Below are 23155 nucleotides of genomic sequence, written 5' to 3'. Positions count from 1 at the left end.
TCAGTAAGGTCCTTGTTAGCTGGTGTTGTGGGCCGACGCTGCTAAATACCCATAAAAGGCACCACCTGAAGGTGGTACGGCAGGGCATGTGTCCTACATAGGCCCTATATGTAGACGCGTGCTTTAGCAGCGTCGGCCGGAAGCTGGATCAGCTCATATTTGGCATATCTCTTATTATAGAGGTTAGATAGATGGCGTTCTCTCTTTCCCTGGCTCCCACAATCTGGCGTCAGCATCGCCTGGAGTGGGGCCAACAAACGTATGTTATGGGAATCGTGAATGTGACCCCCGATTCCTTTTCAGGTGATGGTCTGCGACGCGAGGAACTGGCTCCTGAGGAGGTCGTGCAGCGCGCGCTGGTCCAGGCTCAGGCCTTTGTCGCTGAAGGGGCGCGCATGATTGATGTGGGCGGTGAGTCCACGCGCCCAGGCTTCCCGGCTGTCTCCGTGCAGGAGGAGATGCAGCGCGTTCTCCCCGTGATCAGGGCTCTACGTGCCTCCTTGCCTGCGGATGTAATTATCTCTGTCGATACCTATAAGGCCGAGGTGGCGGAAAAGGCCCTGGAGGCTGGAGCCGATATGCTCAACGATATCTGGGGCCTGCACAAAGATTCCCGCATGGCCCAGGTCGCCCACGCGCATGGCGTGCCAATCGTACTTATGGCGAACATGCGCGAGACCGTGAAGCGCGAGATTGTCAGCGATGTCACGCGTTTTCTCGCGCGCAGCATCGATATGGCTTTAGCGGCTGGTGTGCCCTGGGAGCACCTGGTTATTGATCCCGGCATAGGCTTTGGCACGACCACACATGAGAACCTGGCACTCTTGCACCGCCTGGGCGAACTGCGAACCCTGGGCCGCCCCATCCTGTTGGGAACCTCGCGCAAGTCAATTATTGGCCAGATTTTGGGGGGTGTGCCTCCCGAAGAGCGCGTCGAGGGAACCGCGGCCACCGTGGCGCTGGGCATTGCCCAGGGAGCCGATATCGTGCGCGTCCACGACGTACGTGAAATGATGCGTGTCGTGAAGATGAGCGACGCCGTCGTGCGCGGCAGCTACACTCTTCCCTCCTGATCGCAGTTGTTTGGGGGTAGTGGATGTGGTGCGTGCTGGCGGCCTGTGGCCGCCAGCACGCACCACATCCACTACCCAGCGAGCGCCGCAGGCGCGAGAGGTCAAGCAAAAACATGCATATCGCGTTAGTAAGTAAAAAGGAAAACATTAACCGTGAATTACCAGGAAGCACTCGCCTACATTTATGGCTTTATTGACTATGAGCGTAGCGGCAAGTATACCCGTGATCGCAACGAGAATCTCACGCGCACCGCACGCTTGCTGGAACTCCTTGATAACCCTCATCGCAAGTACACCAATACGCTGATCGCGGGCACCAAGGGCAAGGGTTCGACGGCGGTAATGATCGAGCGCGTGCTTCGCGAGGCTGGCAGCACCACCGGGCTTTATACCCAGCCTGATCTGCACACCTTCCGCGAACGTATACGCGTCAACGGCGCCCTGATCGCAGAAGACGAGGTGGCTGAGCTGATTCCCACAATCAAACATGAGGTAGAGCAGATTCAAGCCAGCCAGGAGTATGGTCCCTTTATCACCTACGAGATCGGCACGGCGCTGGCCTTCCTCTACTTCGCGCAGCGGCAGGTGCAGCATGCCGTCGTGGAAGTGGGCCTGGGTGGTCGCCTGGACGCTACCAATCTCACGCACCCTCTCGTATCGGTCATTACCTCTATTAGCTATGATCATATGAATGTGCTTGGTAATACGCTGCGGGAGATCGCAACCGAGAAGGCCGGTATCATCAAGGATCACGGCGTCGTGGTCACCTCCGCACACGATCCCGAGGCCCTGTTAGCCATTGCGGCGGTCGCCAGGCAGCGCGAGGCTCGCATGATCCGTGTCGGGTCAGCGGTTGCAGATCCAGCCCAACAAGACGTTGAGGCAGGCAACTTGCCGCCCTTAAGCTATCGCTATCGCCTGGAGGAGCGCCTGGGGGAGCGCCAGCGCTTTAGCGTCTGGACGCCACAACGCGAATATACAGGGCTTGAACTGGCCCTGGCTGGCGAGCACCAGTTAGAGAACGCGGCGGTCGCGCTGGCAACCCTGGAGCAGTTGCGCGAGCAGGGCCTGACCTGGGATGAGGATGCCTTGCGCCGGGGTCTGGCCTCCGTACAATGGCCTGCGCGCATCGAGGTCGTGGGACGCCAGCCTACCATCGTCGTCGATGGCGCGCATAATACCGACTCCATGCAGAAGCTCGTACAGGCTCTGCGCACAACCTTTGCGCCTCGTCGCCTGCTCTTCGTCCTGAGCACCTCGAAGGATAAGGATCAGGAGGGGATGATCCAGACCCTTGCCGACGCTGACGTGGTCGTCCTGACTAATATGCATAATCCACGCGTTACCCCGCTGGAGACGCTCTCCGCGCTCTTCTCCCGGCATGCCCCTGGCGTCGAACTCCACAGCGAGCCCACAAGCGAAGAGGCCCTCGACCTCGCTGTGCGCCTGGCAGACAAGGATGACCTGATCTGTGCCACTGGCTCTATCTATCTCGCGGGCGAAGCCCTCCGCTGGGCCGCCGCCCGAGGAGACCAGCGCGCTGCCTCCGAAATAGAGGGCGTCGATCATTAAGTGAAGAGCGTGCATACCGGACAACTGCCCAGTATGCACGCTCTTCACTTAATTTACCCCAGCATGCCCCCCTTCACTGCACGTGTGTGCTATAATTGCGTCTATACTCCACAGTCGGCGATATTTCAGACCGTTTCTCGCTTTTTCCGCATCACAAAGGAGAGATGTCATGCAAGGCCTGATGATGGATTTCCCGCTGACGCTACAGCATGCCTTCAATCGCGCAATTCGTCTCTATCCCCGTAAAGAAATCGTAACCCAGACCGATGGTGAGCCTCACCGCTATACCTATAGTACATGGGGCAAACGCGTGTACCAGCTCGCCAATGCCCTCAAGCAGGCCGGTGTACAGGAAGGGGACCGCGTGGCGACCTTTGGCTGGAACACCTATCGTCACTTTGAGCTCTACTATGCCATCCCCTGTATGGGGGCCGTGCTTCACACGCTCAATATTCGCCTCTTCTCGGAACAGCTCGCCTACATCGTCAATGAAGCCGAAGATACGATTATATTTGTTGACGCCGATCTGGTGCCCATCCTGGAGCAACTCGCCCCTCAGTTTCCCACAGTGAAGCTCTACGTCATTATGGGCGAGGCACCCTACGCCACTGGCGCGCTACAACCCTCTGTCGATTATGAAACCTTTATCGCGGATCAGCCTGAGAGCTATGACTGGCCCACCCTGGACGAGAACGCCGCCGCCGCGATGTGTTATACCTCTGGCACGACCGGCAATCCCAAAGGGGTCGTCTACTCGCACCGCTCGGCCTTTCTACACGCCATGGCGTCTGGCCTGGCAAATGGTCCCGCCCTGGGTGAGCAAGACGTGATACTGCCCATCGTGCCGATGTTTCATGCCAATGCCTGGGGTTTTGTACATGCGGCGGCCATGTTCGGCGCGAAGGTCGTCTTCCCAGGACGCTTTATGGACCCCATGCGTATCGGCAGGCTGATGGAAAGCGAGCGCGTGACCTTTGCCGCGGGCGTGCCCACGATCTGGATTGGTCTATTGAACTTATTGAGTAAAGAGCACTTTGACTTCTCGACTCTGCGCCAAATTGTCTGTGGTGGCTCAGCGGTACCACAAGCCCTGATCGAGGGATTGCAGCAGCATGGCATCACGATCATCCAGGCCTGGGGGATGACTGAAACCTCGCCCCTGGCCTCCATATCGCAACTGCGTAGCCACCATCTTGATCAATCTCAGGAAGAGCAGTTTCGCATTCGTGCGCGCCAGGGGACCGTGGTGCCGGGAGTAGAGTTCCGGGTCGTCAATATCGAGACGGGCCAGGAGGTTCCCTGGGACGATGAGAGCTATGGTGAACTCCAGGTGCGTGGCCCCTGGGTGGCGCGGGCATACTACAAGGATAGCGAGTCCGCCGCCAAATTCGCCGACGGCTGGTTACGCACCGGTGACGTTGCCGTGGTGGACCAGGATGGCATTATCCAGCTCGTTGATAGAACCAAGGATCTTATAAAATCTGGTGGAGAATGGGTGAGTTCTGTAGAGTTAGAGAACCTTCTCATGGGCCACCCCAAGGTCCTTGAGGCATGTGTGATCGGTATTCCGCATCCTAAATGGTCGGAGCGCCCACTGGCCTGTGTCGTCCCCAAACCGGAGTATGTAGACCAGGTGACGAAGGAGGATATCCTCGATTACCTGCGTCCACGTGTGGCGAAGTGGTGGCTCCCCGATGACGTGATCTTTATCGACGCAGTTCCCAAGACCAGCGTCGGCAAATTCGACAAGAAGGTCTTGCGCAGCCAGTATGGCATGTACAGCCTCCCATCTTGATTGACAAAAGGATAAGCGACGTGAACGGCTGGCTGGAGGGGTCTCCGACCCCTCCAGCCAGCCGTTCACGTCGCTTATGAGAAGTGCAGATCAAAGATCTGACAGAACAACTGTAACGTGACGATGGCCACCAGGGGATGCTGTCCGCTGGCCAGGATGTGACGGGCAGGTGGTCGGCTCAACAGGCGTTGCACTGTTTGCGTATCGAAGAGTCCGCTAGCCCGCAGGGCCTCCTCAGAGAGGAGATGCTGCAAGAGCTCAGATTGGCTGATCGGCCAGAGCGAGGCGCAGGGCAGGTGAAGCGGAAGCGCGCTACCCTGAAGGTCTGGCAGGCCTTGTTGCTGGGCGAGCCGTTGTATAGGCGTCTCTCTATTTATAGGTCCCTCTTGTATGACCAGGCGCCGCGAGGCCAGGGCTGGCAGGATGTGCTGGTGCAGGTAGGGAGAGCGCAGGGCCAGTCTCTCCTGTTGGGCGAGCCGGTAGACAGGTGTCACCAGGTGATCGGGGAGGCGCAGGTGAATATCGAGATAGGCCAGGCCTTGCTCCAGGCTATCCAGTTTCTCGGCCTGGCGGAACAGGCGACGTGCGTGTAGGGTCTCCTCCCAGGGACTGGCCGCCTGTATGGCCTGGCGTAGCTCTGGGGTGAAAAAGGGCGCCAGGTCATAGCCCTGGGGGGCGCGAATGGCCTCCGTGTATGCCGCAAGTAGTTCTGACGTCGGTGACAACGTTTGTGAAGTCAACGTATGCGCGAGCAAAGGCGCTCCACCCAGACCCGTGAGCGCCACACGCGCCCCGGTCTCAAGCGCGCTGGTATGCAGGAGTTGATGCCAGGCCAGCAGGTTTGTCGTCAGACCTGGAGCTTCGCAGCCATAGATCGTAGCGTTCCAGAACTCGGCCTGGTCCAGTCCGGTGATCTCAAGCAAGGGATACTGCCACTGGCTAGCCAGGTCGCGTAGTGCGCGCCAGCCTTCTCCGGTATGTCTCTGCCTATAATCAAAACTGACCAGCGTCATACGTGTGTCCGGGCTGGTTGAACCGGCAGAAGCTGACTGTTCTAGCTGCGTATGCGCGTAGGAGAGGGCGAGCAGAGACGCACTATCCATGCCTGTGAGTCCAATGACGCCCCCATGGGTGGGAAGTTGCCCCGCGCACACCTCTTCCAGGCGCTCTGAGAGCGCAGTAAGATCGGGTATGTTTCCTGGCTCTCCTGCCTCCAGCGCGTTTTCACTTGCCGGGCTGACGACGAGTTTGGTGTGTTGCCAGCGCAGGTGCGTCCCCGCAGGCACAACCGAAATGCCCTTGAAGAAGGTCCAGGGGGCGGGAAGAAAGCCATAGCGCTGCCAGGCCGCCAGTGCCCCGACATGTAACTGGCGCGGCACTCCCACTGCCAGCAAGGCCTTGATCTCGCTGGCGAAGAGCAGGTTGCCCTGAGCGGGCCAATCCTCGATATAGTAGAGCGGATGCAGCCCCGAGCGCGGCCTGCGATAGACCAGCGTACGGCGTTCAGGTATCCAGTCTAACAGGGGAGGCTCATCATTCTGCTGCATGGCATAGGCCGAATCGGCGAAAGAGAGGATGCCAGCGCCGGGCAGGACGGAGTGCGCCTCAGTGCCGCCCAGGCGCTGTAGCGCCCCACTCATGACCTGCAGTACCTGCTCGATGGTTTCCTGGGGAACCTGCTCACCGGTAATCCATCCCGCGAGAATTGCCATAACCGTTCCCTCTCATCTCTTCAATGGTGCATCTGCTACATCGTAGGGTCCAGGCTGGCTTGGACTCCTCTCGCCGAAGGACGCGCTCACCGTACGAGAACAAGGCCATGCCTGCATGGCTCCTAATTAATCCGATCTCTGCGCCAGGGGGTCTCTGAGCGTCGTATCCAGCGCTGGTCAAAGAAGATGTAGCTGTCTTCACGGTCAAAGTATTCGTTTGTCAGGTCGCATTCATACCATTCGACCTCTGGCTTATCGGCGTGAAGCGTTTTGGTGAGATACTCGATGACGTCCAGCCCCTCGGTCTGATCAACGCCAGGGAAGGTATCCTGGTCGATATCGCCGTCAAATTCTAGTTCCTCAGCCCCTTGTTTTCCCCGTAACACATAGTAAATATACATGATGTTTCTCGCCCTTTCGACGGATTTGCGATAGTGGATTCGCGCACAGCGTACCGCCCCCTATCATATACCATCGGGCTATGCCTGTCAGCCCATGTTCCAGGTTTTCCTATATGACCCCTTCGCGCCTTACCCGAAGGGAACTTGCATACCAGCATAGAGTAAGGTGTGTCTGGTGCCGGGCTGGCGGAGCCAGCCCGGCACCAGACACACCTTACCCCTTCACGCCGCAGGCGCGAAGAGGGCACGTGTTGCAGATAGAAGAAAAGTAATGGTATATTTACTTTGAAGTAAAACAAGGCTCTAGCGGCTAATGTGGTTTTTAAATGCTTGAGTTCAAAACGCTTGTGGAGCCAGGTGAGCCTTGATACTACGAATTGAAAAATGTAAATCTAAGCCACATTGAAAGCACGGGAGTCACGGATGTTTGTTCCCCTGGTGATCCTCTTGATCGCGGGTATGACGATTCTATTAGGTTTGTTTTTTTCGCATCGTTCCCCCCACTCTGACTCACGATCCTTCCCTTATGACAGGTCGCCGCGTAATGCGCCGCGCGGCTTGAGCGAGGTCCGTGGTCGTGGGACACAACGCAGACATTTGGAGCAAACCTATCATCACTATCGTTTTGAGCCACGCGCGAGCTTTCTCTCCTGGGCTGGATTGCAAAGCTCTGTATCGAGCCGTTCACTCTATGGCTCCTTACTTATCCTGGCGACTTTTGTGATCGCTGGCTTCTGGCTCTGGGCAAGGGTCTTTTCGTCGTCGCCAACCATTTTGCAGCAGCAATATCCAGATGCCGCGGCTTCTGCGTCTCCTCCTGCCTCAACAAGCACTCCCTCGATCAATCAACAGCTCCAGGCGTCCAAGGTCCTGGCGCGTGTGAGTCAGCTCGACCCCCAGCAGTATAACTCGACGCAGGAGTATAATACCTGGGCCTACTCGGCCTGCTCGGCGGCGGCAATGACCGAGGTTATTAACTCCTATCAAAAGGCCAATAATACGGGGAAGCAATATCGAATTACCGATATCTTGAGCACTGAAACCTCTGTACACGCCATTACCCCGGATTTGGGCTTGTTAGAACCGCTGGGAATAGACCGTACCGTGTCTCGCTTCGGTTTTCAGACCTCCTGGCTCAATAAACCCTCGATTCAGGACCTGGTGCGCATTGGTAACAGTGGCCGACCGATTATCATTAGCTTTCCCCCTGATCGCTGGTCGGGTGGGCATCTGCTGGTTGCTCGTGGCGGCAATGATACAAGCGTTTACCTGGCCGATTCCTCGCGCTTGAATATGCAGGTCATGGACTACAAAACATTTAACAAGTACTGGGCTGGCTTTGCCGTAATTGTAACTCCAAATAATCAGAAGTAGGTTCCCAAAGCGGAACGCCCAAAATAAAAAGAGCGAGGGCCGAAATAATTTCGGCCCTCGCTCTTTTTGATGCTACAATGTTTGCTTACTCTTCGACCTCGGTCGGAGCCTCGTCCGCGGGTGTTGGAGGAATATGCAGTTTGATGCGGCGGAAGGCCTCGGCGTGCTGCATCTCCAGCCCCAGTTTCTCTTTGGCCTCCTTCGCCGTTTTCGCGGAGCGCTCGCGCAGGTTGGCCGTCATATCCACGTTGGGACCAAACTGGGTAACGTGGCATTTGAGGCCCTGGCCTTTGATTTCGAGCGTCTCAGTGACGTCAACATAGGTATTGGCCAGTGAGGTGTAGAAGAGATAGAGTTCGTGGACGCGGTAGGGCAACAGGCCCTGCGACAGAAGCTCGCGGAAGGAGCGTGGATTGCCAACCGCAGGGAAGATGGCGTCCAGTACGATATTGCCAGTCGCGCGGTGATCAGGATGGTTCAGATGCCCAGTTGCCTCCGGCTCTGTATTGGGATCTGGCGCGAAGATATGCTGCGATGGATCATGGGTGAGCACAACACGTGGACGATATTTGCGAATCAGGCGCACGATGGCCTTACGTGTCTCGTCGTTATTGGTGAGATGTCCATCGGGGAAGCGCAGGAACTCGACCGCCTTCACCCCATAAATCTCGGCGGCGGCGCGCTGCTCCTGTTCACGTGCCAGCATAAAATCGACGTCGTCCATATCTGGAGCTTCGCCACCCTCGACGCCGTCGGTCATGACGACCCAGACAACCTTTTTGCCCTGTTTGGCCCACAGGGCGCTGGTGCCGCCAGCCCCAAAGTCATCATCATCAGGATGGGCGCCAATAACCATAGCCTCGTAATCTGGCTCAGTAATAACCTGGACGGCTCCCGGTGCGTTTCGATCTCCCATAATATTTTAATTTCCTCTTGCATAAGAATTTTGTTCTGTCAATGGTTTCTGTGTAGGGAATGTGGTGTGTGCTGGCAGCCGCAGGCTGCCAGCACACACCACATTCCCTACACAGAAACTACCACTACTTCAAACGCGTGAATGATAGCATTTATTCCTGGAGGGGGAGCGCTAAGCCGATTGAGGCCAATGGCGCGCTCAGGCAGCCCGCTTCGTAACAACTCCTGTTCCTGGGCTGTCTGTCCCAGCACGTGCGCGAGGAGATCGCTCTCCCAATCAAGCACGACCCCTGCCTGGAGCAGGCTTCCCTGGCGGCGACGCACCATGCAGAGTCCTACGACTTTGCGCTTGCCGACGACGACTTCATAGGGTGAGAGCGTGCCATAGCAGGAGCGATTCATTAAGGCTTCATAGGCGTGTGTTTCAGCCTGCTTCAGGCGTGCACGCTCACTGTGAGCCTCCTCAGCCGAGATGGCGCGTGTCTCGATGCCCAGGACACGCAAGGTCTCGACCCAGGCCTCGCCAAACCAGCGGTAGGACTCAACAATATCCGTGGTAATCAAGGGATGCCCCGCCGGCAGAATGACATCGAGACAGAGTAGCCCTGGCCCAACCAGGACCGCCGTGCCCCCTGCCCGCCGGCGATACACTGGCAGATCTCGTTCATCCAGGGCGCGTTGGTTGAGACTCTCTGGCTTTTGCGAGATGCCCAGGACCAGGCCATGACGCTGGGCCAGGGACCAGTATAATAAAGCTGGATCGCCAGGCTGGATCTTGTCAAAGAGCCTCTCATAGCGCTGAATATGCTCTTGTTGGTCAGCAATAGAAAGTGGATAGCTATACCACTCGTTAGCGTACGTTTGTGCGTTGTTCAACGGTGTCCTGCTCCGCGGAGGCGCGTATGACCCAGCCGATAATCGCGGCAATCAAGCTTAATGCACCACCGACAAGGAATGCAATTGATGCTCCTAAGGCACTCGCCAGGCCGCCGATAAAGAGGTTGCCAATTGGCGTGGTGCCAACAAAGACTAAGGTGTAAACGCTCATTATTCTACCACGCAAATGGTCTGGCGTCACAGTCTGGAGTAGCGTATTGGCAGCTGCGGAGAAACTAATTTGCGTAAAGCCGACGAGCGCGATGATCAAGAAGGAAAGCATAGGCAGTTTCGAGAACGAGAAAATGACCTCGAGCGCGCTAAAGGCGATACAGAACAGGACAATCTTTTTAAAAATGGGCTTCTTGCCCTGTGTGGCTATCCAGAGCGCCGCGACCAGTGAACCCACGCCATAGGCCGAGGAGAGAAAGCCATAGCCATCTGGTCCTATGCTGAGCACGTTCGTCGCAAACAGCGGTAGCATGACATTAAAGTTAATGCCAAAGAGCGAGACCGCGCCTACAATGATGATCGTTAGCAGCAGTAGGGGGGTGCGCTGAATATAGCGTAGGCCTTCGCCCAGACTCAGGAAGGTTCCGCGCACCCCTTTATTCGCCACCACCTGCCCCGCGCGCTTCACCGGCGCATGCAGTTTGGTGGTATCGATCATGAGCAATCCCGCGATAACGGGAACAAAGCTAACCGCGTTAATCACAAAGAGGGGGGCCTCGCCCAGCCAGGCAATGATTAAGCCGCCGATGCCAGGGCCAACGATACGCGCCATATTAAAGAGCGAGGAGTTCAAGGCGATGGCGTTGGTCAGATCTTCGCGTCCCACCATCTCAACCACAAAGGACTGACGTGTCGGCATATCAAAGGCGTTCGTCAAACCGAGCAGGAGTGCCAGCACATAGACATGCCAGAGCTGTACGGTATGTGTCATGACCAGGACGCCAAGCACAGCCGCCTGGATCATGGCGAAGGTTTGGGTGAAGACTAAAACGCGTCGCTTGGGAAGGTTATCGGCCAGGATACCACCAAAGAGGGCAAAGAAGAGGATGGGAACAAATTGCAGTGCTCCAACAATACCCAGCGCCCAGGCGCTGCCTGTTAAGCGTAAGACGAGCCAGGATTGGCCAATCGTCTGCATCCAGGTGCCAATAAGTGAGATGAGTTGCCCCAGCCAGAAGAGGCGAAAATTACGGTGGCGTAGGGCTGTGAACGTCCGCCAGCGTTTGCTTGAGGCCTCCTCAATCTCGCGGACAGTGTTTGGCGTTACTAATTCTTGAGCCGTTAACTCCTTCTGTTTACTCGACAAAGTTTGCATAATGCAGAGAGATTCCATTTCTAGTGCGGACCATTGCCACAAAGTGGCGATAAAACCTAAGTAGAGACTTTATAAAGATTAAATTTTTAGATACAATTAATTTCCCATAAGTTGTTGTTTGACTTGCGCGTGGCGCGCCAGTTTGGCCTGCAATGAGGCACGCATCTGTTCCAGGCCCGCGATTTTCTGCTCTACCAGTTCAAGCTGCTTTTCGATAAGCTCATCGACGCGGTCAAGCTGTGCCAGGCGCGTGGGGGGATCGCTCTCAGCGCGATATGCTGCCTTAAGCAGATCTCGCTCCTCATCCGCGCTCAGCAATTCGCGAATCTCGCTCAGCGAAAAACCAAGTAAACTACGTAGCTCTTTGACTCGCATCAAGCGCTGCACATCTGCTTCACTGTAGCGCCGATAATTTCCTTCGGTGCGATCAGTTGGCGGCAGCAAACCCATTTCTTCGTAATAGCGCAGCGTACGCTTGGTCATACCAATACGCGTCGCGACCTGTTCGATGCTATAGCAGGGGGAATCCTGCTCACTTCCGGTTGTCTCCGGCTCCTGCGAAACTGACATGGTGCTTCTTCCCAAAGTGACAAAAAAAGTACGTTTGAATATATGCATAGTATAGCATAACATTGACGTTAACGTCAATGTTATGCTTGTTCACCAATCAAGTTGCTCGTTTGTCCATTGATGTGTTATAAAATTTAGAAAGAACTATGTATTTTGCTGTAGTCGCAAATACGCGAGTAAAGGACATCATGGGCAATCGTTCTAGCTTCCCTATGGCTCTCTTGCTTCCTAAGGTTTCACCTCCGCGTCTGCCCGCGACGCTGGTAGTTCGCGAACGCTTGCTAATGACCCTGGACCGGGCATTGATGGTGCCATTGACGCTGCTCTCTGCCCCGGCTGGATCGGGCAAAACAACGCTCTTAAGAGCCTGGGTTGCACGTACCTCGCAGAGCGTGGCTTGGCTTTCCTTGGATGAGCTAGACAACAATCCGACGCGCTTCTGGACTGTGTTGATTGCCGCCCTGCGCACGCGCCTGCCGGAAATTGGGCAGAACTCATTGACTATGCTTAGTTCTCCTGAGCCTCCCCCACTGACAACGATTTTGAGTGCGCTCCTGGAAGATATGCTCCATCTGGCTGAACCCCTTGTACTCATTATCGACGACTATCATGGTATCAATGAGCCAGCTATCCAGGAGGGGTTGATCTTTCTCCTGGAACACCTGCCTCCTCATTTACACCTGATGCTCGCCTCGCGCATAAATCCCCCCTTTCCACTGGCTCGCTGGCGCCTGCATGGCCAGGTCGAGGAGATCCGCCACAAGGATCTGCGTTTTACCCAGGAAGAGACCGGGCGTTTTCTCCTGGAGTCTATGCATCTCCCATTGGCGGAAGAGGATGTGAAGCGACTTGCCGAGCGCACCGAAGGCTGGATTGCAGGTCTACAACTGGCCGCGCTGGCTTTACGGCAACACGAAGATACTGCGGCGTTTGTTCAGCAACTCAGCGGTAGCCACCGCTTGCTGCTAGACTATGTGCAGGAGGAGATTCTGGCGCGCCAGCCTGCCAGGATTCAGCGCTTTCTGTTTCAGGTCTCGGTGTTGACGCGTATGAATGCATCCCTGTGTCAGGCTGTGACTGGAGAGGCGGATTGTCAGCAGATGCTGGAGACGCTGGAGGTAAGTAATCTCTTTCTTGTACCCCTGGATGAGCAGCAACAGTGGTATCGCCTGCATGATCTCTTTCGCGGCGTGCTGCTGGCGCGTTTGCAGACTACAGAGCCAGCGCTGGCCCAGGAATTGCAGAGCCGCGCGGCGCGTTGGTACGAGGGGCAGGGAATCTTGCAGGAAGCAATCCCCTATGCGGTGGCCGCAGCCGACTATCCTCTGGCAGCTACGCTCATGGAACAGGCCGCTGAGGAACTCTGGCTGAGTGGGGAGGCCCGAACCGTCTACAATTGGGTCATGTTGCTGCCCGATCCTATTTTTCAAAAGCATGCGCGCCTGGCACTGGACGCGGCTTTTCGCTTGCAGGATATGGTCAACCAGAGCGTCGAGCCTTTGCGAACGCGCACCCAATTCCAGGTCGAAGCGACGATTGCACGCGTCGAGGTCGTGCTGCGTACCCAGGAGACTCCGACTCCCTCTGCGAGATTGCTCCAGCGAAGAATCGAGCTATTACGCGCGGGGCGCGCGGCTTTTGATGCTGTGACAGCGGGTTCCAGTCACATGCTTCAACAGCTCTGGCAAGAGATGCAGGCGTTGATCGAGGATGAAGATGATATCTCCTGGCGCATGATCCCACTCGCTTTAACTTTCTGGATGAGCGAGTCACTGCAACGCCAGGGGGCAAACCTGGTACCACAGTTCCTGGAGGCTAAACACCAGGCGAGCCGGGCAGGCAACCGTCTTGTGCTGATTAAGATTATGCGCTGGCTCACGCATATTTATGCGCGAGCTGGTCAGCTTCACCTGGCCTATAACGAGTGCCAGGCTGCGCTTGATCTCATTGAACAGGTTGGAGGGCAAACGGCTCAGACAGGCTATTTGCACTACTACCGGGCCTGTATCTACTACGCCTGGAACCGCATGGATGAAGCACTGGAGGCTGCACAGACCCTGCGTGAGTTCTCACATACCTGGCAGCAGGTGGATCAGATCATTGTCGGACAGACCTATTCTGCCTGGCTCTCTGTCATTGCCGGCGAACTGGATGTGGTGCCGGCGATGCTTGCAAAGGCCGGAGAGATTGTACAGCAGCGGCAATTTGCTCTCCACAGCTTCCGGGTCACAGTTGTACAGGTCTGGTACTGGCTCAAGACTGGCAACCTGGTAGCTGCTCGCAGTTGGGCTGAACGCGAGGCTGCGCTCCTGGAAACCTGGGATGCTAAACGCAAAGAGGAGTTTATGACTCTGATACGGGTGTATCTCGCCCTGCATCAGCATGAACAAGCACTGGCGGCCCTACAACGTTTCAGCACAGAGCTAGACCAATCTGGGGATAGTAGCTCTAGAATCGAATTTTTGGCCCTGTGGGCCGCGGCCTATCAGCAAGCAGGTGAGACTGAGCGCGCACGCGAGGTTGCAATTCGCGCGCTTACCATCAGCGAGCCGGCAAGTTATGTCCGGGTCTATGTCGATGTAGGTCAACCCATGCAGGAAGTGTTACAAAGCCTGTTTGCCAATCCGGCAAACTCCATGATTGCGCTCCCCTATATCAGCAAGCTGCTCGCGGCTTTCCCAGCTGACCAGACTCACGCAGCGGCTGACGTTATGCCAAATGCTAGTCCTCCTCCTGCTCAGATATTGAAACCAGGGGTGGGAAGTCAGCACCCACCTCTGCTATTGCCAAACGAGCCACTGACCCGGCGTGAAGAGGAAGTTCTGCGTTTGTTGGCCCAGGGCGCGACCAACCAGGATATTGCGCGCCAGCTTGTAGTGTCGCTGGGCACCGCCAAAAAGCATGTCGCCAGTATCCTGAGCAAGCTGGGAGCCGAGAATCGTCTGCAAGCCGTGGCTCGTGCCCATGAGCGATCTCTACTCTAGCTCTCTTCTGTGCTTAAAGAAGCCTCTTCTTTTTGCGATGATAACCAAAAGGTGGCCATTAGGTAGTCTTTTGGCTATCATTGTGAGCCCGATGCTCATGGTATCCTTGTCACAGAACGAAGATACGCAGAGGAGCACCTGGGAATGATGAAATGCCGCATTCGCATTGCTGGCCACCTGGACCCGTCCTGGCAATCCTGGTTCGATGACCTGGAGATCATCCAGGAGGAGCAGGGAACAACTATGCTTAAGGGACTTCTGCCAGATCAAGCGGCACTCTATGGGGTGTTGCTCAAGCTCAACAATCTGGGCCTGCTCCTGTCTATGCTAGAGGTCAATGAATCCACAATACGTCTGGATTAATACATTTACTTGCACTCATTCTGTGTGGAGTTTGCCTCTAGTATGCATCTGAACTCAGAAGTAGTGTATGGCATCGTCGAAATGTACAGAAAACGAAAGAGGGAAACCAATGAAAGTCCGTCAACATGGAGAGAACTTTATCCAGATAACCCAGATGGGTTTTGTCAATTTTTACCTGGTGCGCGAAGAGGATGGATTTACGCTCGTGGATGCGGGTACAACTGAAGGTATTGCGCCGCAGATCCTCAAAATCGCGCAGGGGTATAACCTCCCAATCGTACGCCTGCTGTTGACGCATACACACATCGATCACGTGGGGGCGCTGGACACCCTGCATAACCTCTTGCCAGATGCTGAAGTGTTGGTTGGAGAGCGCGAGTCTCGTTTCCTTGCCGGAGACATGAGCCTGGATAAGGATGAGCCGCAGGATCAGTTGCGTGGGGGCTGGCCAGCGCGCAAAACGCGTCCCACCCGTCTGATTCACGAGGGCGAACGTGTGGGTTCACTGGAGGTCATTGCTACGCCGGGACACACTCCTGGGCATCTCTCATTCCTGGATACGCGTGATCGTACTCTGATAGCTGGCGATGCCTTCCAGACCATGGCAAAAGTTGCTGTGACTGGCACCTTTGTGCTGCTCTTCCCCCTGGTAGCCCAGGCGACCTGGCACAAGGGGTTGGCCCTGGAGAGTGCGCGCAAACTCCGCGCCCTTGAGCCTACGCGTCTCTCCGCGGGTCATGGCCCCGTCGTCAAGAATCCACTGGCGGTTATGGATCGCGCCATTGAATATCACGCCCGCAAATATGGGCAGAGCAGCGCCGTAGTTGCCGCACATTAAGAACCCGAGATTCCTATAGAAGATAAGAAGAGTCGGCGCGGTTGGCGGGCAGATATCCGCCCGCCAACCGCGCCGACTCTTCTTATCTGAGGCAAGCTTGCGAGCCGATAAGAAGAACTTTGAACGAATATCGCAAAGCCCTCATATGCAAAGCCACAGCAAACTTGTGATAAAATAGGTTATACGAGCTTCTGTATCTTTGGCGAAAAAGAGGAAGCGAGGGGTAATAAAGGGAGAGCGTGAGGTGCTTCACGGTTATTCTCTGATGCCTCGGTTGAGGGCGGTAAGAGGAGTGGTTGGAGACGAAAGGTGCGAAGCATAGTTGAACCTAGTTGTGGATGACAAGGACGGGTTGCCATGCATGATACTTTGTCTTCCCTGGTAGAGAGGGCGTTAACGGGTAATCCTCGACCATTGGAGTTTTATTTGCGCGAGAATAGCCGCCTACCTGGACCTCGCGCTAACTTAGAGCTGGCAAATGATGTCGGAGGCCTGCTGGCGGCGGCTATACCCAGGTACCTCGATAAAGTGTATTCCCTGGTACAGTACTTTGTCAGTGGTGATCGAAAATGGATGTCGGGCAATACACCTTCTGAGTTCGTGATCCTCTGCGGTGTCATCTCCGCGGGGATGTGTGCAGCCGCTGAGCCGAGCTGGCAGGAGGAGACGCTGGAGTTGTTGGATCGCTATTCCTGTAGCCCCTATTGGCGTATCCGTGAAGGGGTGGCCATCGCGTTTCAACATCTGCTACAGGCCAATTCCTCTCCCATATTGGCGCACCTGCGCGCCCTGGCGACGAATGGGAGCTTCCTGCAACAGCGCGCGGCCATCGCAACACTGGCGGAATCCCCTTTGCTCAATGCGCCGGAGCTGATGTATGCGGCGCTGGATCTACAGCGGATCGTTCTGGAGCGGGCGAGGGCGGTACCCCTGGCCGAGCGTAAGCATGAGGATTTTCGTATTCTACGACGGACCCTGGCCTATACCTTGAGTGTGGCAACAGCTGCCTCTCCTAACGAGGGCTTTGCCCTGATGCGCGAGTGTGCCTCGTGGAACGACACTGATATTGCCTGGATCTTGCGGGAAAACCTCAAAAAGAAACGCCTGGCCAGGTTTGTGCGCGATACAGAGCAGGTTGCCAGGCTGCTTGCGTAGAAGAATAAGGTATGTTTAGTGGCTGGTGAGCTTGCAATGTAAGCTTACCAGCCACTAAACATCTCTCTACGTTGCTTCAGAGAGTGGTTTGTGATAACATTGCACGCTGGGCTTCCTCATTCTTTGCTGCCCTTTCTCAGTGTGTAATGTAGTGTGACTGTTATTCATTAGAAAAAGTACGTGGATGTCGTATCTGTATTATGTCATGACGATGCCAGGGTTGGAGACGATTGCCTTTAGTGAGATTCATGCCAGGTTCGCTGATGCTGAGCTTGTGAAGTTCTCTCGCGGCATCGCGTTGTTTCGTACAGCGGCCTCTCCAGCCGAGTTGCTGGAGTTGCGCACAGTCGAAGATGTATTTGTCACCCTGGCACATATCAAGAGCTTAGGTCCCGGGCGTGATGCCCTGCGCGTGGTGCATGGTGCGACCCTCAATGCCAATGTTAACGAGGCGCTGACGCTCTGGCGTCGCGCGCACCACGGCTCTCTGCCCAAGACGTGGCGTGTCGTGAGCCAGAAATCGGGTTATCATGAGTTCCGGCGTATCGATGCTGGCGAATCGGTGGGCGCGGCCCTCCAACGAAACCTGCCTCGGGGGATGCGCCTCGTGAAAGATGATGCCGATATAGAATTCTGGGTCTGGATCAGCGGGAGCGAGGTTCTGATAGGTGTCCGGCTTAGTGACGCGACCATGCGTCATCGCCATTATAAACAGGAGCACCTGCCCGCTTCGCTACGGCCTACCATTGCCGCCGCGATGTGCGTTCTCTCGCGTCCAACGGCGCAAGATATTGTGCTTGATCCTCTCTGTGGCGCGGGCACCATTCTCATTGAACGTGGGCTTGCCGAGGTGCCATATGAGGCCCTGCTGGGCGGAGATCTACGCGAGGAGGCAGTGACGGTTGCGCAACGTAATGCGCGGCATGCCCGTGTCGAGATGACGCTTAAGACCTGGGATGCGCGCTCCCTTCCCCTGGAGGAAGGCTCGGTGACGCGTATCATTACCAACCTGCCCTTTGGCAAGCAGATTGGAACACCCGAGAAGAATGTCAAGCTCTATAAGGACCTCGCGCACGAGTTCCGGCGCGTGTCGCGTCCGGATGGCTTGCTGGTAGCCCTGACAAGCGAAAATCGCGTGTGGGAGGCCGCGCTCCGCGAACAGAACTGGCGCATTACAAAGAAAGTTGTCCTGGTTGTCCTGGGGCAGCCCGCGAGCATTTTTGTTGCCGCTCGCGCATGAGCAATGCTATTATATAGGTTGCTTTGCAAGCACAAGCACTGTAATCGAGAAGGAGTTACTCCATTGGCTAATGCAACGACTACCGATTTTCGTAACGGTATGGTCATACGTTTTAACAACGACCTCTATATCATCACCGAGTTCCACCATGTCAGCCCCGGCAACTGGCGCGCCTTCGTGCGCACGCGCTTGAAGAATATCAAGTCTGGCCGCGTGATTGAGCAGCGCTTCCGCGCGGGCGAAGAGGTTGATGAGGTCCGTGTCGAGCACCAGAACTGGCAGTTCCTCTACGTGGATGGCGACGACTACATCTTTATGAACACCGAGACCTTCGATCAACAGCCGGTACCTAAAAGCATGCTGGGCGACGCGGTAAAGTTTCTTAAAGAGCAGGATGAGGTTGCACTGCTGGTCGAGAGCGAAAACATCATTGCAGTTGAACTTCCCAATTTCCTTGAGCTTACCGTAGAGAGCGCTGAGCCTGGCGTACGCGGTGATACCGCGACCAACGTAACCAAGCCTGCAACTCTGGAAACAGGCGCGACCATCAATGTTCCCCTCTTTATCAATCCTGGCGATAAAATTCGCATCGATACACGCTCCGGTCAATACGTCGAGCGTGTCAAGGCCTAATAAGCCTGTCGCCAGCATTACTCAGATAAAAGAGAATGTGCATAAAAATGGAGCATCGCTCCATTTTTATGCACATTCTCTTTTATCTATGGCTCGCGCAGCGAGCCGAGGCCAGTTGCTCAAGAATGGAAGATCAGGTGCCAGAGGGGAGGCCCAAAGAGACACAGGCCAACCATCACCGCCAGAATTGCGCTGACAAGCACCGCTCCCGCCGCAACATCCTTAGCGATTTTAGCCAGGGGATGGTATTGGGGAGAGACCAGGTCCACACAAATTTCAAAGACAGTGTTAAACATCTCTGCCGTGAAGACACAGATCATGGTGACAAAGAGCACCGCAAACTCCAACGCTGAAATACGCAGGATCAGCCCCATGAGCACCGCGCATAACCCGATGAGGATGTGCACGCGCATATTGCGCTGAGTCGTGATGGTATGGCGGATGCCGCTGAAGGCGAATCCGAATCCAGCAATAAACTTGCCCCACTTACTCTTGTGGGGCACAGGCTGATAGGGCGGCGGCGCTGATGGCTGGTTATTCATGACATCTCTCATATATGGCTCTCAGGCTTGCTGTAGTGTGTTCATGACGCGCTGCTGAATGCCTACCATGGCCTGGTAGCCCGCCTCGGTATGGTCGTCATAGCCAACCAGGTGCAGCATTCCATGGGAGAGAAGATAGAGTAGCTCGTAGATCGTGCTATGTTTGGCCTCCTGAGCCTGGCGCTCCAGCGTGGGCCAGGACATCACGATATCACCCAGATTCTGGACCGTCTCAGGTGGGGTAATAAAATCGGGCACACTCTCCTGCGCCCCTGCCTCGCTCTCCCTAACGGGCCAGAGCTGCTCGGCGGGCGCCTGTACCAGCGGCTCATTGAGCAGCGGGAAAGAGAGGACATCGGTTGCCTTGTCGATCTCGCGATACTGTTTATTCATATCGCGAATGCCCTCGTCATCGGTAACAAGCAGCGTTACCATAATCGGCTCATGAATATTCACGGCGGACAGCGTCTGCGAGACTACCTCATCCAGGTTAACGTTTTCCAGGGCCTTTTCAATTGCGGCGCTCTGCTGTGCATCTTCGATAGTGATGTAGAGCTCTATTAGTGGATGCTCATGCATAATGTTTCTTTTTTTCCTGACCTCGTTGTTGTCATAAATAAAGAGACCTCCATTTCCCAGAAGACCGTGTTCAACAGAAATGGAGGTAGGCATCAGACGCGTTCCAGTTTAACCCCTGCGCTGCATTTTGCGGCGACGTGTGGCCTCTTTACGTTTGCGTTTCATGCTGGGCTTTTCGAAGTGTTCCCTTCGGCGTGCTTCCGCAAGGATGCCGTCCTGTTGAATTTTGCGGTTAAAGCGTTTCAGAGCGGTCTCAAACGACTCATTCTCACTGATTCTAATTTCAGACACCAGGAATCCCCCCTCTCATGGCCTGTTTGCAAGGGCAAAACCGTAGCGTATATGTCTATCTGCTCACGGTCTTTATCCTCACCGACCTGCGCTGAAAATTATAGTCAAGCCCTATCCATGTTGTCAAGGTATATTTTCTTTGGTTTCGTCGTCGTTTGGCGCCCAAAGGCAATGAGGAAAACGATTCCTCCAAAGACCAGGACGCTGAAGAGACTAATGGTACGATCCAGTAGAATTGCCGCGGTTGAGAGATTGACCGCGTTGGGACCAGTGTAAAACAGGCCGATGATCGGGATCATCCCAATCTCAACCACGCCCAGGCCCCCACCTGTTGCGGGTACAATCGTGAGCAGGGCCTCAGCCAGGCCAATGACCACCGCCGCCGCCGTAATGTGCAAGATGCTGCCACCGATCAGGTGCAGCGAGACAGCGACAAAGAAGAAGCGTAGCGACTCACAGAGCCAGACACCAACCGTGAGCAGGATCAGAATTGGGAGGCGTCGAAATGAGCCAAGCGTTCCCTCCTGAAAATGATAGTACTGGCCACGAAAACGTGCTGGGATGAGGCGTGCAATCGGCTCACGCGCCTGGCGGAGTACGAATAGACTCAGGATACCCAGCACAACCGCGCCCAGCAGTAGCTCCAGGCTAAGCTGGAGTTGTGGGGGAAGATGCTCGTGGAGACTCACGATAATCGCCGGAATAAAGAGCAGCAGCAGGATGATCAAGTCGAGCAAACGCTCTGAGAGCACCGTGCCAAAGCTGCGCGTTCCCGAGACGTTGACCTGCTGGCGCAAGAGATATGCCCGGTAGAGGTCGCCCAGCTTGGCAGGCACGACTACATTGGCGAAGAAGGAGATGTATATAATCTCAACGAACTTCCAGAAGCCCGGCAGGAGCACCCCTTGCTCCCGGCGATAGCCCACATTTTCGAGCAGCAGGCGCCAGCGCCAGGCCCGAATGCCAAAGGAGAGATAATAGATGGCGAAGGCTGCCAGGAAGAAAAAGAGATTCGCGCTTTTCATGGCCTCCCAGGTCCTGGCGGGATTGATATTGGCCTTCTGCGCGAAGTAGACCAGGGCCACAATGACGATAATCAAGGGGATAAGGGTACGCCAGTTCAACAGGCGCTTCGAGAGTGAGAGCTGATCACGCGTGATTTCTGGCACGCCGATGGGAACACTATCAGGTTGAGGGATCGCGGATACGCTTGCTTGCTGTTGTGCATCTTCAGCCTGGCTCTCTGAAGACGTGTTTACATCACCAGTGTGGTCTGCGTTATCTGAGATCAAGTTTACCTCCGTTGTTCCTCCTGTCGCGTTACGTAAGGCAGGCGAACCAGCAAAACGATGAGTAACGCGAAAAGATTGGTCATACTGTGTACATAGAGGTTATCGAAGAAGTTGTGGATACAGATAGCGAGTAGTGAGGCGATCAGCCCAATCGCCAGGGCGTAATCATTCTGTAACAAACGTATCTGTCGGAGGGTGCGCCGCTGCTGCCAGCCCTCAGCTCCCGCTTTGATTTGAGCTGGGAGGGTCTGCGTTTTCAGCTGCTGCAAACGCAGGTGCATAGACTGTAGCGTGCGCCTGCCGACCAGGAAAATGCCACTCAAAAAGGTAAGCAGTCCGATCAAGCCAAAGATACCGGCCTCAGCTGCGATATTGATGTAATAGTTATGCGCGTGCCCAAGCGAATTGTTGAAGATCGTAATGAAATATTTGGGGTAAGCCACGGGGTAATTGCCGATACCGACGCCAAAGAAGGGGTGATCCTGAAACATGTTGAGGCCGGCAATCCAATGTGCCAGGCGCTCAGCCGTAGAAAAATCATCGCTGCTGGGATTGGCAAAGGAGATGCCTGTCAGACCGAGTTTATTCAAAATAGGATTGACATAGTGCTCTGGAATAATGCCCGCACAGTAGCCCGCAATACCGAGGAGGAGCGCGATAACGCCTATGCGCACGAGCAGGTTGAGGCGAGGAAAACCCGCGATAAACACGAAGAGGAGAGCCAGGGCCAGAGCAATCTGCCCTCCACGCGACTGAGCCAGCCCAAAGGCAACGCCCAGGAGCAGCGTTACGACGCCTGCGCCTATACGTGTCAACCAGTTACGCCCAAGTAGCATCAGCGTTCCTGTGATAAGTAGTGTCATATCGATATAGCCTGCGTAGGGATTGGGCTGATCGAAGGTCCCATAGACACGCAGCCCCTGACCACGGATAAACGACTGTGGTCCCAGGTTGAAGGCATATTGCGCATAGCCCATAAAGGCCTGCGAGAGGGCCGCCAGGCTGCATAGAACCACAAGCGTCCAGACCTGGCGACGTGTGCGGATATACTGTGTCCCCAGGCAAAGAATGAGCGCGACCTCCACCCATTTCGCGATCTCTTTTAAGCTCGCTTTCATGCTGAATGCAGTTGGAATTGAGAGGCACATTGCTACAAGCAGGACGATTGTCCCTATCGTCAAGATGCGCGGTAAGTTGTAGCTTTCGCGATCAAAGGTTCCCGTACGAGTACGTTGTGCCCCTAGCCGGTTACGAACGACGTATCCCAGTAACCAGCTTGTAGCAAGCAAGAAGACCAGGATATCTCCGCTGGTCAGGTTCATTCCGCCCAGGTTGAGTGCATCGAGCGAACCCCAGGGGACGGCGAAAGGAAGCAGGTAGAGGGCCATGCGTGGGCGGAGCAGGACCCAGATGCTAGCGGTCGCATAGAGTAGAACGCGTATGCTTATGGCAGGTGGAAGCGCGATCACGCATGCCATAACACATAATGCACCAAGGACTCCCACAACATTGGCTACTGCCCCTTGCTCGTGGAACATCTCCAGGAAACGCTGGAATCCTGAAGAACGTGGCGCATTATCCAGGCGATCCATGCTCTGGGCAGAGATACTGTTCATACGAATC

The 23155-nt window shown here is 55.5% G+C and carries 21 protein-coding genes; 10 read left to right on the top strand and 11 right to left on the bottom strand.

The genetic code is table 11. The features are described 5' to 3' along the window. The first annotated feature begins 191 nt into the window (after window positions 1-191). From folP to KRAC_RS21320, 3 genes are all read left to right on the top strand, one after another. Entirely contained in the window at window positions 192-1073 is an 882-nt protein-coding gene (gene folP / locus KRAC_RS21330; protein ID WP_007910639.1) for a dihydropteroate synthase, read from the top strand. Window positions 1074-1226: 153 nt separating this feature from the next. Continuing rightward, window positions 1227-2645, top strand: coding sequence for a bifunctional folylpolyglutamate synthase/dihydrofolate synthase (locus KRAC_RS21325; protein WP_007910638.1), 1419 nt, complete (start codon window positions 1227-1229; stop codon window positions 2643-2645). A 169-nt stretch (window positions 2646-2814) separates the two neighbouring features. Beyond that, complete coding sequence (locus KRAC_RS21320; protein ID WP_007910636.1) at window positions 2815-4440, top strand: long-chain fatty acid--CoA ligase; 1626 nt, start codon at window positions 2815-2817, stop codon at window positions 4438-4440. Between the two features lie 74 nt (window positions 4441-4514). Here the strand turns inward: KRAC_RS21320 and KRAC_RS21315 are convergent, their stop codons facing one another. Both KRAC_RS21315 and KRAC_RS21310 read right to left on the bottom strand, forming a co-directional pair. Beyond that, window positions 4515-6152, bottom strand: coding sequence for an asparagine synthase-related protein (locus KRAC_RS21315; RefSeq protein ID WP_007910634.1), 1638 nt, complete (start codon window positions 6150-6152; stop codon window positions 4515-4517). 122 nt (window positions 6153-6274) lie between these two features. Continuing rightward, window positions 6275-6553, bottom strand: a complete 279-nt coding sequence (locus KRAC_RS21310; protein WP_007910631.1) for a hypothetical protein — start codon at window positions 6551-6553, stop codon at window positions 6275-6277. Window positions 6554-6976: 423 nt separating this feature from the next. Here KRAC_RS21310 and KRAC_RS21305 point away from each other — a divergent pair, with 423 nt between their 5' ends. After that, a complete protein-coding gene (locus tag KRAC_RS21305) occupies window positions 6977-7927 on the top strand; it encodes a cysteine peptidase family C39 domain-containing protein (protein WP_007910630.1) in 951 nt (316 codons plus the stop codon). A gap of 85 nt (window positions 7928-8012) precedes the next feature. Here KRAC_RS21305 and KRAC_RS21300 read toward each other — a convergent pair whose 3' ends face one another. The 4 genes from KRAC_RS21300 to KRAC_RS21285 form a co-directional block, all read right to left on the bottom strand. Then, window positions 8013-8843, bottom strand: a complete 831-nt coding sequence (locus tag KRAC_RS21300) for a PIG-L deacetylase family protein (protein WP_007910629.1) — start codon at window positions 8841-8843, stop codon at window positions 8013-8015. A 107-nt stretch (window positions 8844-8950) separates the two neighbouring features. Then, window positions 8951-9718 carry a lipoyl protein ligase domain-containing protein gene (locus KRAC_RS62150; RefSeq protein WP_007910628.1) on the bottom strand — a complete coding sequence of 256 codons (768 nt, stop codon included), beginning with the start codon at window positions 9716-9718 and terminating at the stop codon, window positions 8951-8953. Beyond that, window positions 9693-11045 carry an MFS transporter gene (locus tag KRAC_RS21290; protein ID WP_007910627.1) on the bottom strand — a complete coding sequence of 451 codons (1353 nt, stop codon included), beginning with the start codon at window positions 11043-11045 and terminating at the stop codon, window positions 9693-9695. Before KRAC_RS21290 ends, KRAC_RS62150 begins: the two co-directional genes overlap by 26 nt. A 96-nt stretch (window positions 11046-11141) precedes the next feature. Then, window positions 11142-11615 carry a helix-turn-helix domain-containing protein gene (locus KRAC_RS21285; protein WP_007910626.1) on the bottom strand — a complete coding sequence of 158 codons (474 nt, stop codon included), beginning with the start codon at window positions 11613-11615 and terminating at the stop codon, window positions 11142-11144. Between the two features lie 188 nt (window positions 11616-11803). Here KRAC_RS21285 and KRAC_RS62145 point away from each other — a divergent pair, with 188 nt between their 5' ends. The 6 genes from KRAC_RS62145 (at window position 11804) to efp (ending at window position 18828) form a co-directional block, all read left to right on the top strand. Beyond that, window positions 11804-14599, top strand: coding sequence for a winged helix-turn-helix domain-containing protein (locus KRAC_RS62145; RefSeq protein WP_007910625.1), 2796 nt, complete (start codon window positions 11804-11806; stop codon window positions 14597-14599). Between the two features lie 144 nt (window positions 14600-14743). Further along, window positions 14744-14962, top strand: coding sequence for a hypothetical protein (locus KRAC_RS21275; RefSeq protein WP_007910624.1), 219 nt, complete (start codon window positions 14744-14746; stop codon window positions 14960-14962). A 109-nt stretch (window positions 14963-15071) separates the two neighbouring features. Continuing rightward, window positions 15072-15800: an MBL fold metallo-hydrolase gene (locus KRAC_RS21270; protein WP_007910623.1), complete on the top strand. Its 729-nt coding sequence runs from the start codon at window positions 15072-15074 to the stop codon at window positions 15798-15800. Between the two features lie 357 nt (window positions 15801-16157). Continuing rightward, window positions 16158-16955: a hypothetical protein gene (locus KRAC_RS62140; protein WP_007910621.1), complete on the top strand. Its 798-nt coding sequence runs from the start codon at window positions 16158-16160 to the stop codon at window positions 16953-16955. 184 nt (window positions 16956-17139) lie between these two features. Beyond that, window positions 17140-18195: a methyltransferase domain-containing protein gene (locus KRAC_RS21260; protein WP_007910619.1), complete on the top strand. Its 1056-nt coding sequence runs from the start codon at window positions 17140-17142 to the stop codon at window positions 18193-18195. 63 nt (window positions 18196-18258) lie between these two features. Continuing rightward, window positions 18259-18828 carry an elongation factor P gene (efp, locus tag KRAC_RS21255; protein WP_007910617.1) on the top strand — a complete coding sequence of 190 codons (570 nt, stop codon included), beginning with the start codon at window positions 18259-18261 and terminating at the stop codon, window positions 18826-18828. 119 nt (window positions 18829-18947) lie between these two features. Here efp and KRAC_RS21250 read toward each other — a convergent pair whose 3' ends face one another. The 5 genes from KRAC_RS21250 to KRAC_RS21230 form a co-directional block, all read right to left on the bottom strand. Continuing rightward, the gene (locus KRAC_RS21250; RefSeq protein WP_157506911.1) at window positions 18948-19370 is read right to left on the bottom strand and encodes a diacylglycerol kinase family protein; all 423 of its coding nucleotides are present in this window, start codon (window positions 19368-19370) and stop codon (window positions 18948-18950) included. A gap of 21 nt (window positions 19371-19391) precedes the next feature. After that, entirely contained in the window at window positions 19392-19949 is a 558-nt protein-coding gene (gene ybeY / locus KRAC_RS21245) for an rRNA maturation RNase YbeY (RefSeq protein ID WP_157506908.1), read from the bottom strand. Between the two features lie 108 nt (window positions 19950-20057). After that, the gene (gene rpsU, locus KRAC_RS21240; RefSeq protein WP_007910606.1) at window positions 20058-20240 is read right to left on the bottom strand and encodes a 30S ribosomal protein S21; all 183 of its coding nucleotides are present in this window, start codon (window positions 20238-20240) and stop codon (window positions 20058-20060) included. Between the two features lie 104 nt (window positions 20241-20344). After that, window positions 20345-21532 (bottom strand): lysylphosphatidylglycerol synthase transmembrane domain-containing protein, encoded by a 1188-nt coding sequence (locus KRAC_RS21235; protein WP_007910604.1) that lies wholly within the window; start codon window positions 21530-21532, stop codon window positions 20345-20347. A 2-nt stretch (window positions 21533-21534) separates the two neighbouring features. Then, window positions 21535-23148: an O-antigen ligase family protein gene (locus KRAC_RS21230; protein WP_007910603.1), complete on the bottom strand. Its 1614-nt coding sequence runs from the start codon at window positions 23146-23148 to the stop codon at window positions 21535-21537. Window positions 23149-23155 lie beyond the last annotated feature (7 nt).

It is taken from the genome of Ktedonobacter racemifer DSM 44963, from assembly GCF_000178855.1.
Taxonomy (GTDB): Bacteria; Chloroflexota; Ktedonobacteria; order Ktedonobacterales; family Ktedonobacteraceae; genus Ktedonobacter; species Ktedonobacter racemifer.
This window is presented reverse-complemented; position numbering and strand designations above follow the sequence as displayed.

Excerpts from the sequence above, each read along its gene's own strand:
- folP (WP_007910639.1), top strand. The coding sequence starts at position 192 with ATGGCGTTCTCTCTTTCCCTGGCTCCCACAATCTGGCGTCAGCATCGC.
- KRAC_RS62145 (WP_007910625.1), top strand. The coding sequence starts at position 11,804 with ATGGGCAATCGTTCTAGCTTCCCTATGGCTCTCTTGCTTCCTAAGGTT.
- KRAC_RS21290 (WP_007910627.1), bottom strand. The coding sequence starts at position 11,045 with ATGCAAACTTTGTCGAGTAAACAGAAGGAGTTAACGGCTCAAGAATTA.
- KRAC_RS21285 (WP_007910626.1), bottom strand. The coding sequence starts at position 11,615 with ATGTCAGTTTCGCAGGAGCCGGAGACAACCGGAAGTGAGCAGGATTCC.
- KRAC_RS21260 (WP_007910619.1), top strand. The coding sequence starts at position 17,140 with ATGTCGTATCTGTATTATGTCATGACGATGCCAGGGTTGGAGACGATT.
- KRAC_RS62140 (WP_007910621.1), top strand. The coding sequence starts at position 16,158 with ATGCATGATACTTTGTCTTCCCTGGTAGAGAGGGCGTTAACGGGTAAT.
- KRAC_RS21230 (WP_007910603.1), bottom strand. The coding sequence starts at position 23,148 with ATGAACAGTATCTCTGCCCAGAGCATGGATCGCCTGGATAATGCGCCA.
- KRAC_RS21270 (WP_007910623.1), top strand. The coding sequence starts at position 15,072 with ATGAAAGTCCGTCAACATGGAGAGAACTTTATCCAGATAACCCAGATG.
- ybeY (WP_157506908.1), bottom strand. The coding sequence starts at position 19,949 with ATGCATGAGCATCCACTAATAGAGCTCTACATCACTATCGAAGATGCA.
- KRAC_RS21250 (WP_157506911.1), bottom strand. The coding sequence starts at position 19,370 with ATGAATAACCAGCCATCAGCGCCGCCGCCCTATCAGCCTGTGCCCCAC.
- KRAC_RS21300 (WP_007910629.1), bottom strand. The coding sequence starts at position 8,843 with ATGGGAGATCGAAACGCACCGGGAGCCGTCCAGGTTATTACTGAGCCA.
- KRAC_RS21320 (WP_007910636.1), top strand. The coding sequence starts at position 2,815 with ATGCAAGGCCTGATGATGGATTTCCCGCTGACGCTACAGCATGCCTTC.
- KRAC_RS21315 (WP_007910634.1), bottom strand. The coding sequence starts at position 6,152 with ATGGCAATTCTCGCGGGATGGATTACCGGTGAGCAGGTTCCCCAGGAA.
- KRAC_RS21305 (WP_007910630.1), top strand. The coding sequence starts at position 6,977 with ATGTTTGTTCCCCTGGTGATCCTCTTGATCGCGGGTATGACGATTCTA.
- KRAC_RS21310 (WP_007910631.1), bottom strand. The coding sequence starts at position 6,553 with ATGTATATTTACTATGTGTTACGGGGAAAACAAGGGGCTGAGGAACTA.
- KRAC_RS21275 (WP_007910624.1), top strand. The coding sequence starts at position 14,744 with ATGATGAAATGCCGCATTCGCATTGCTGGCCACCTGGACCCGTCCTGG.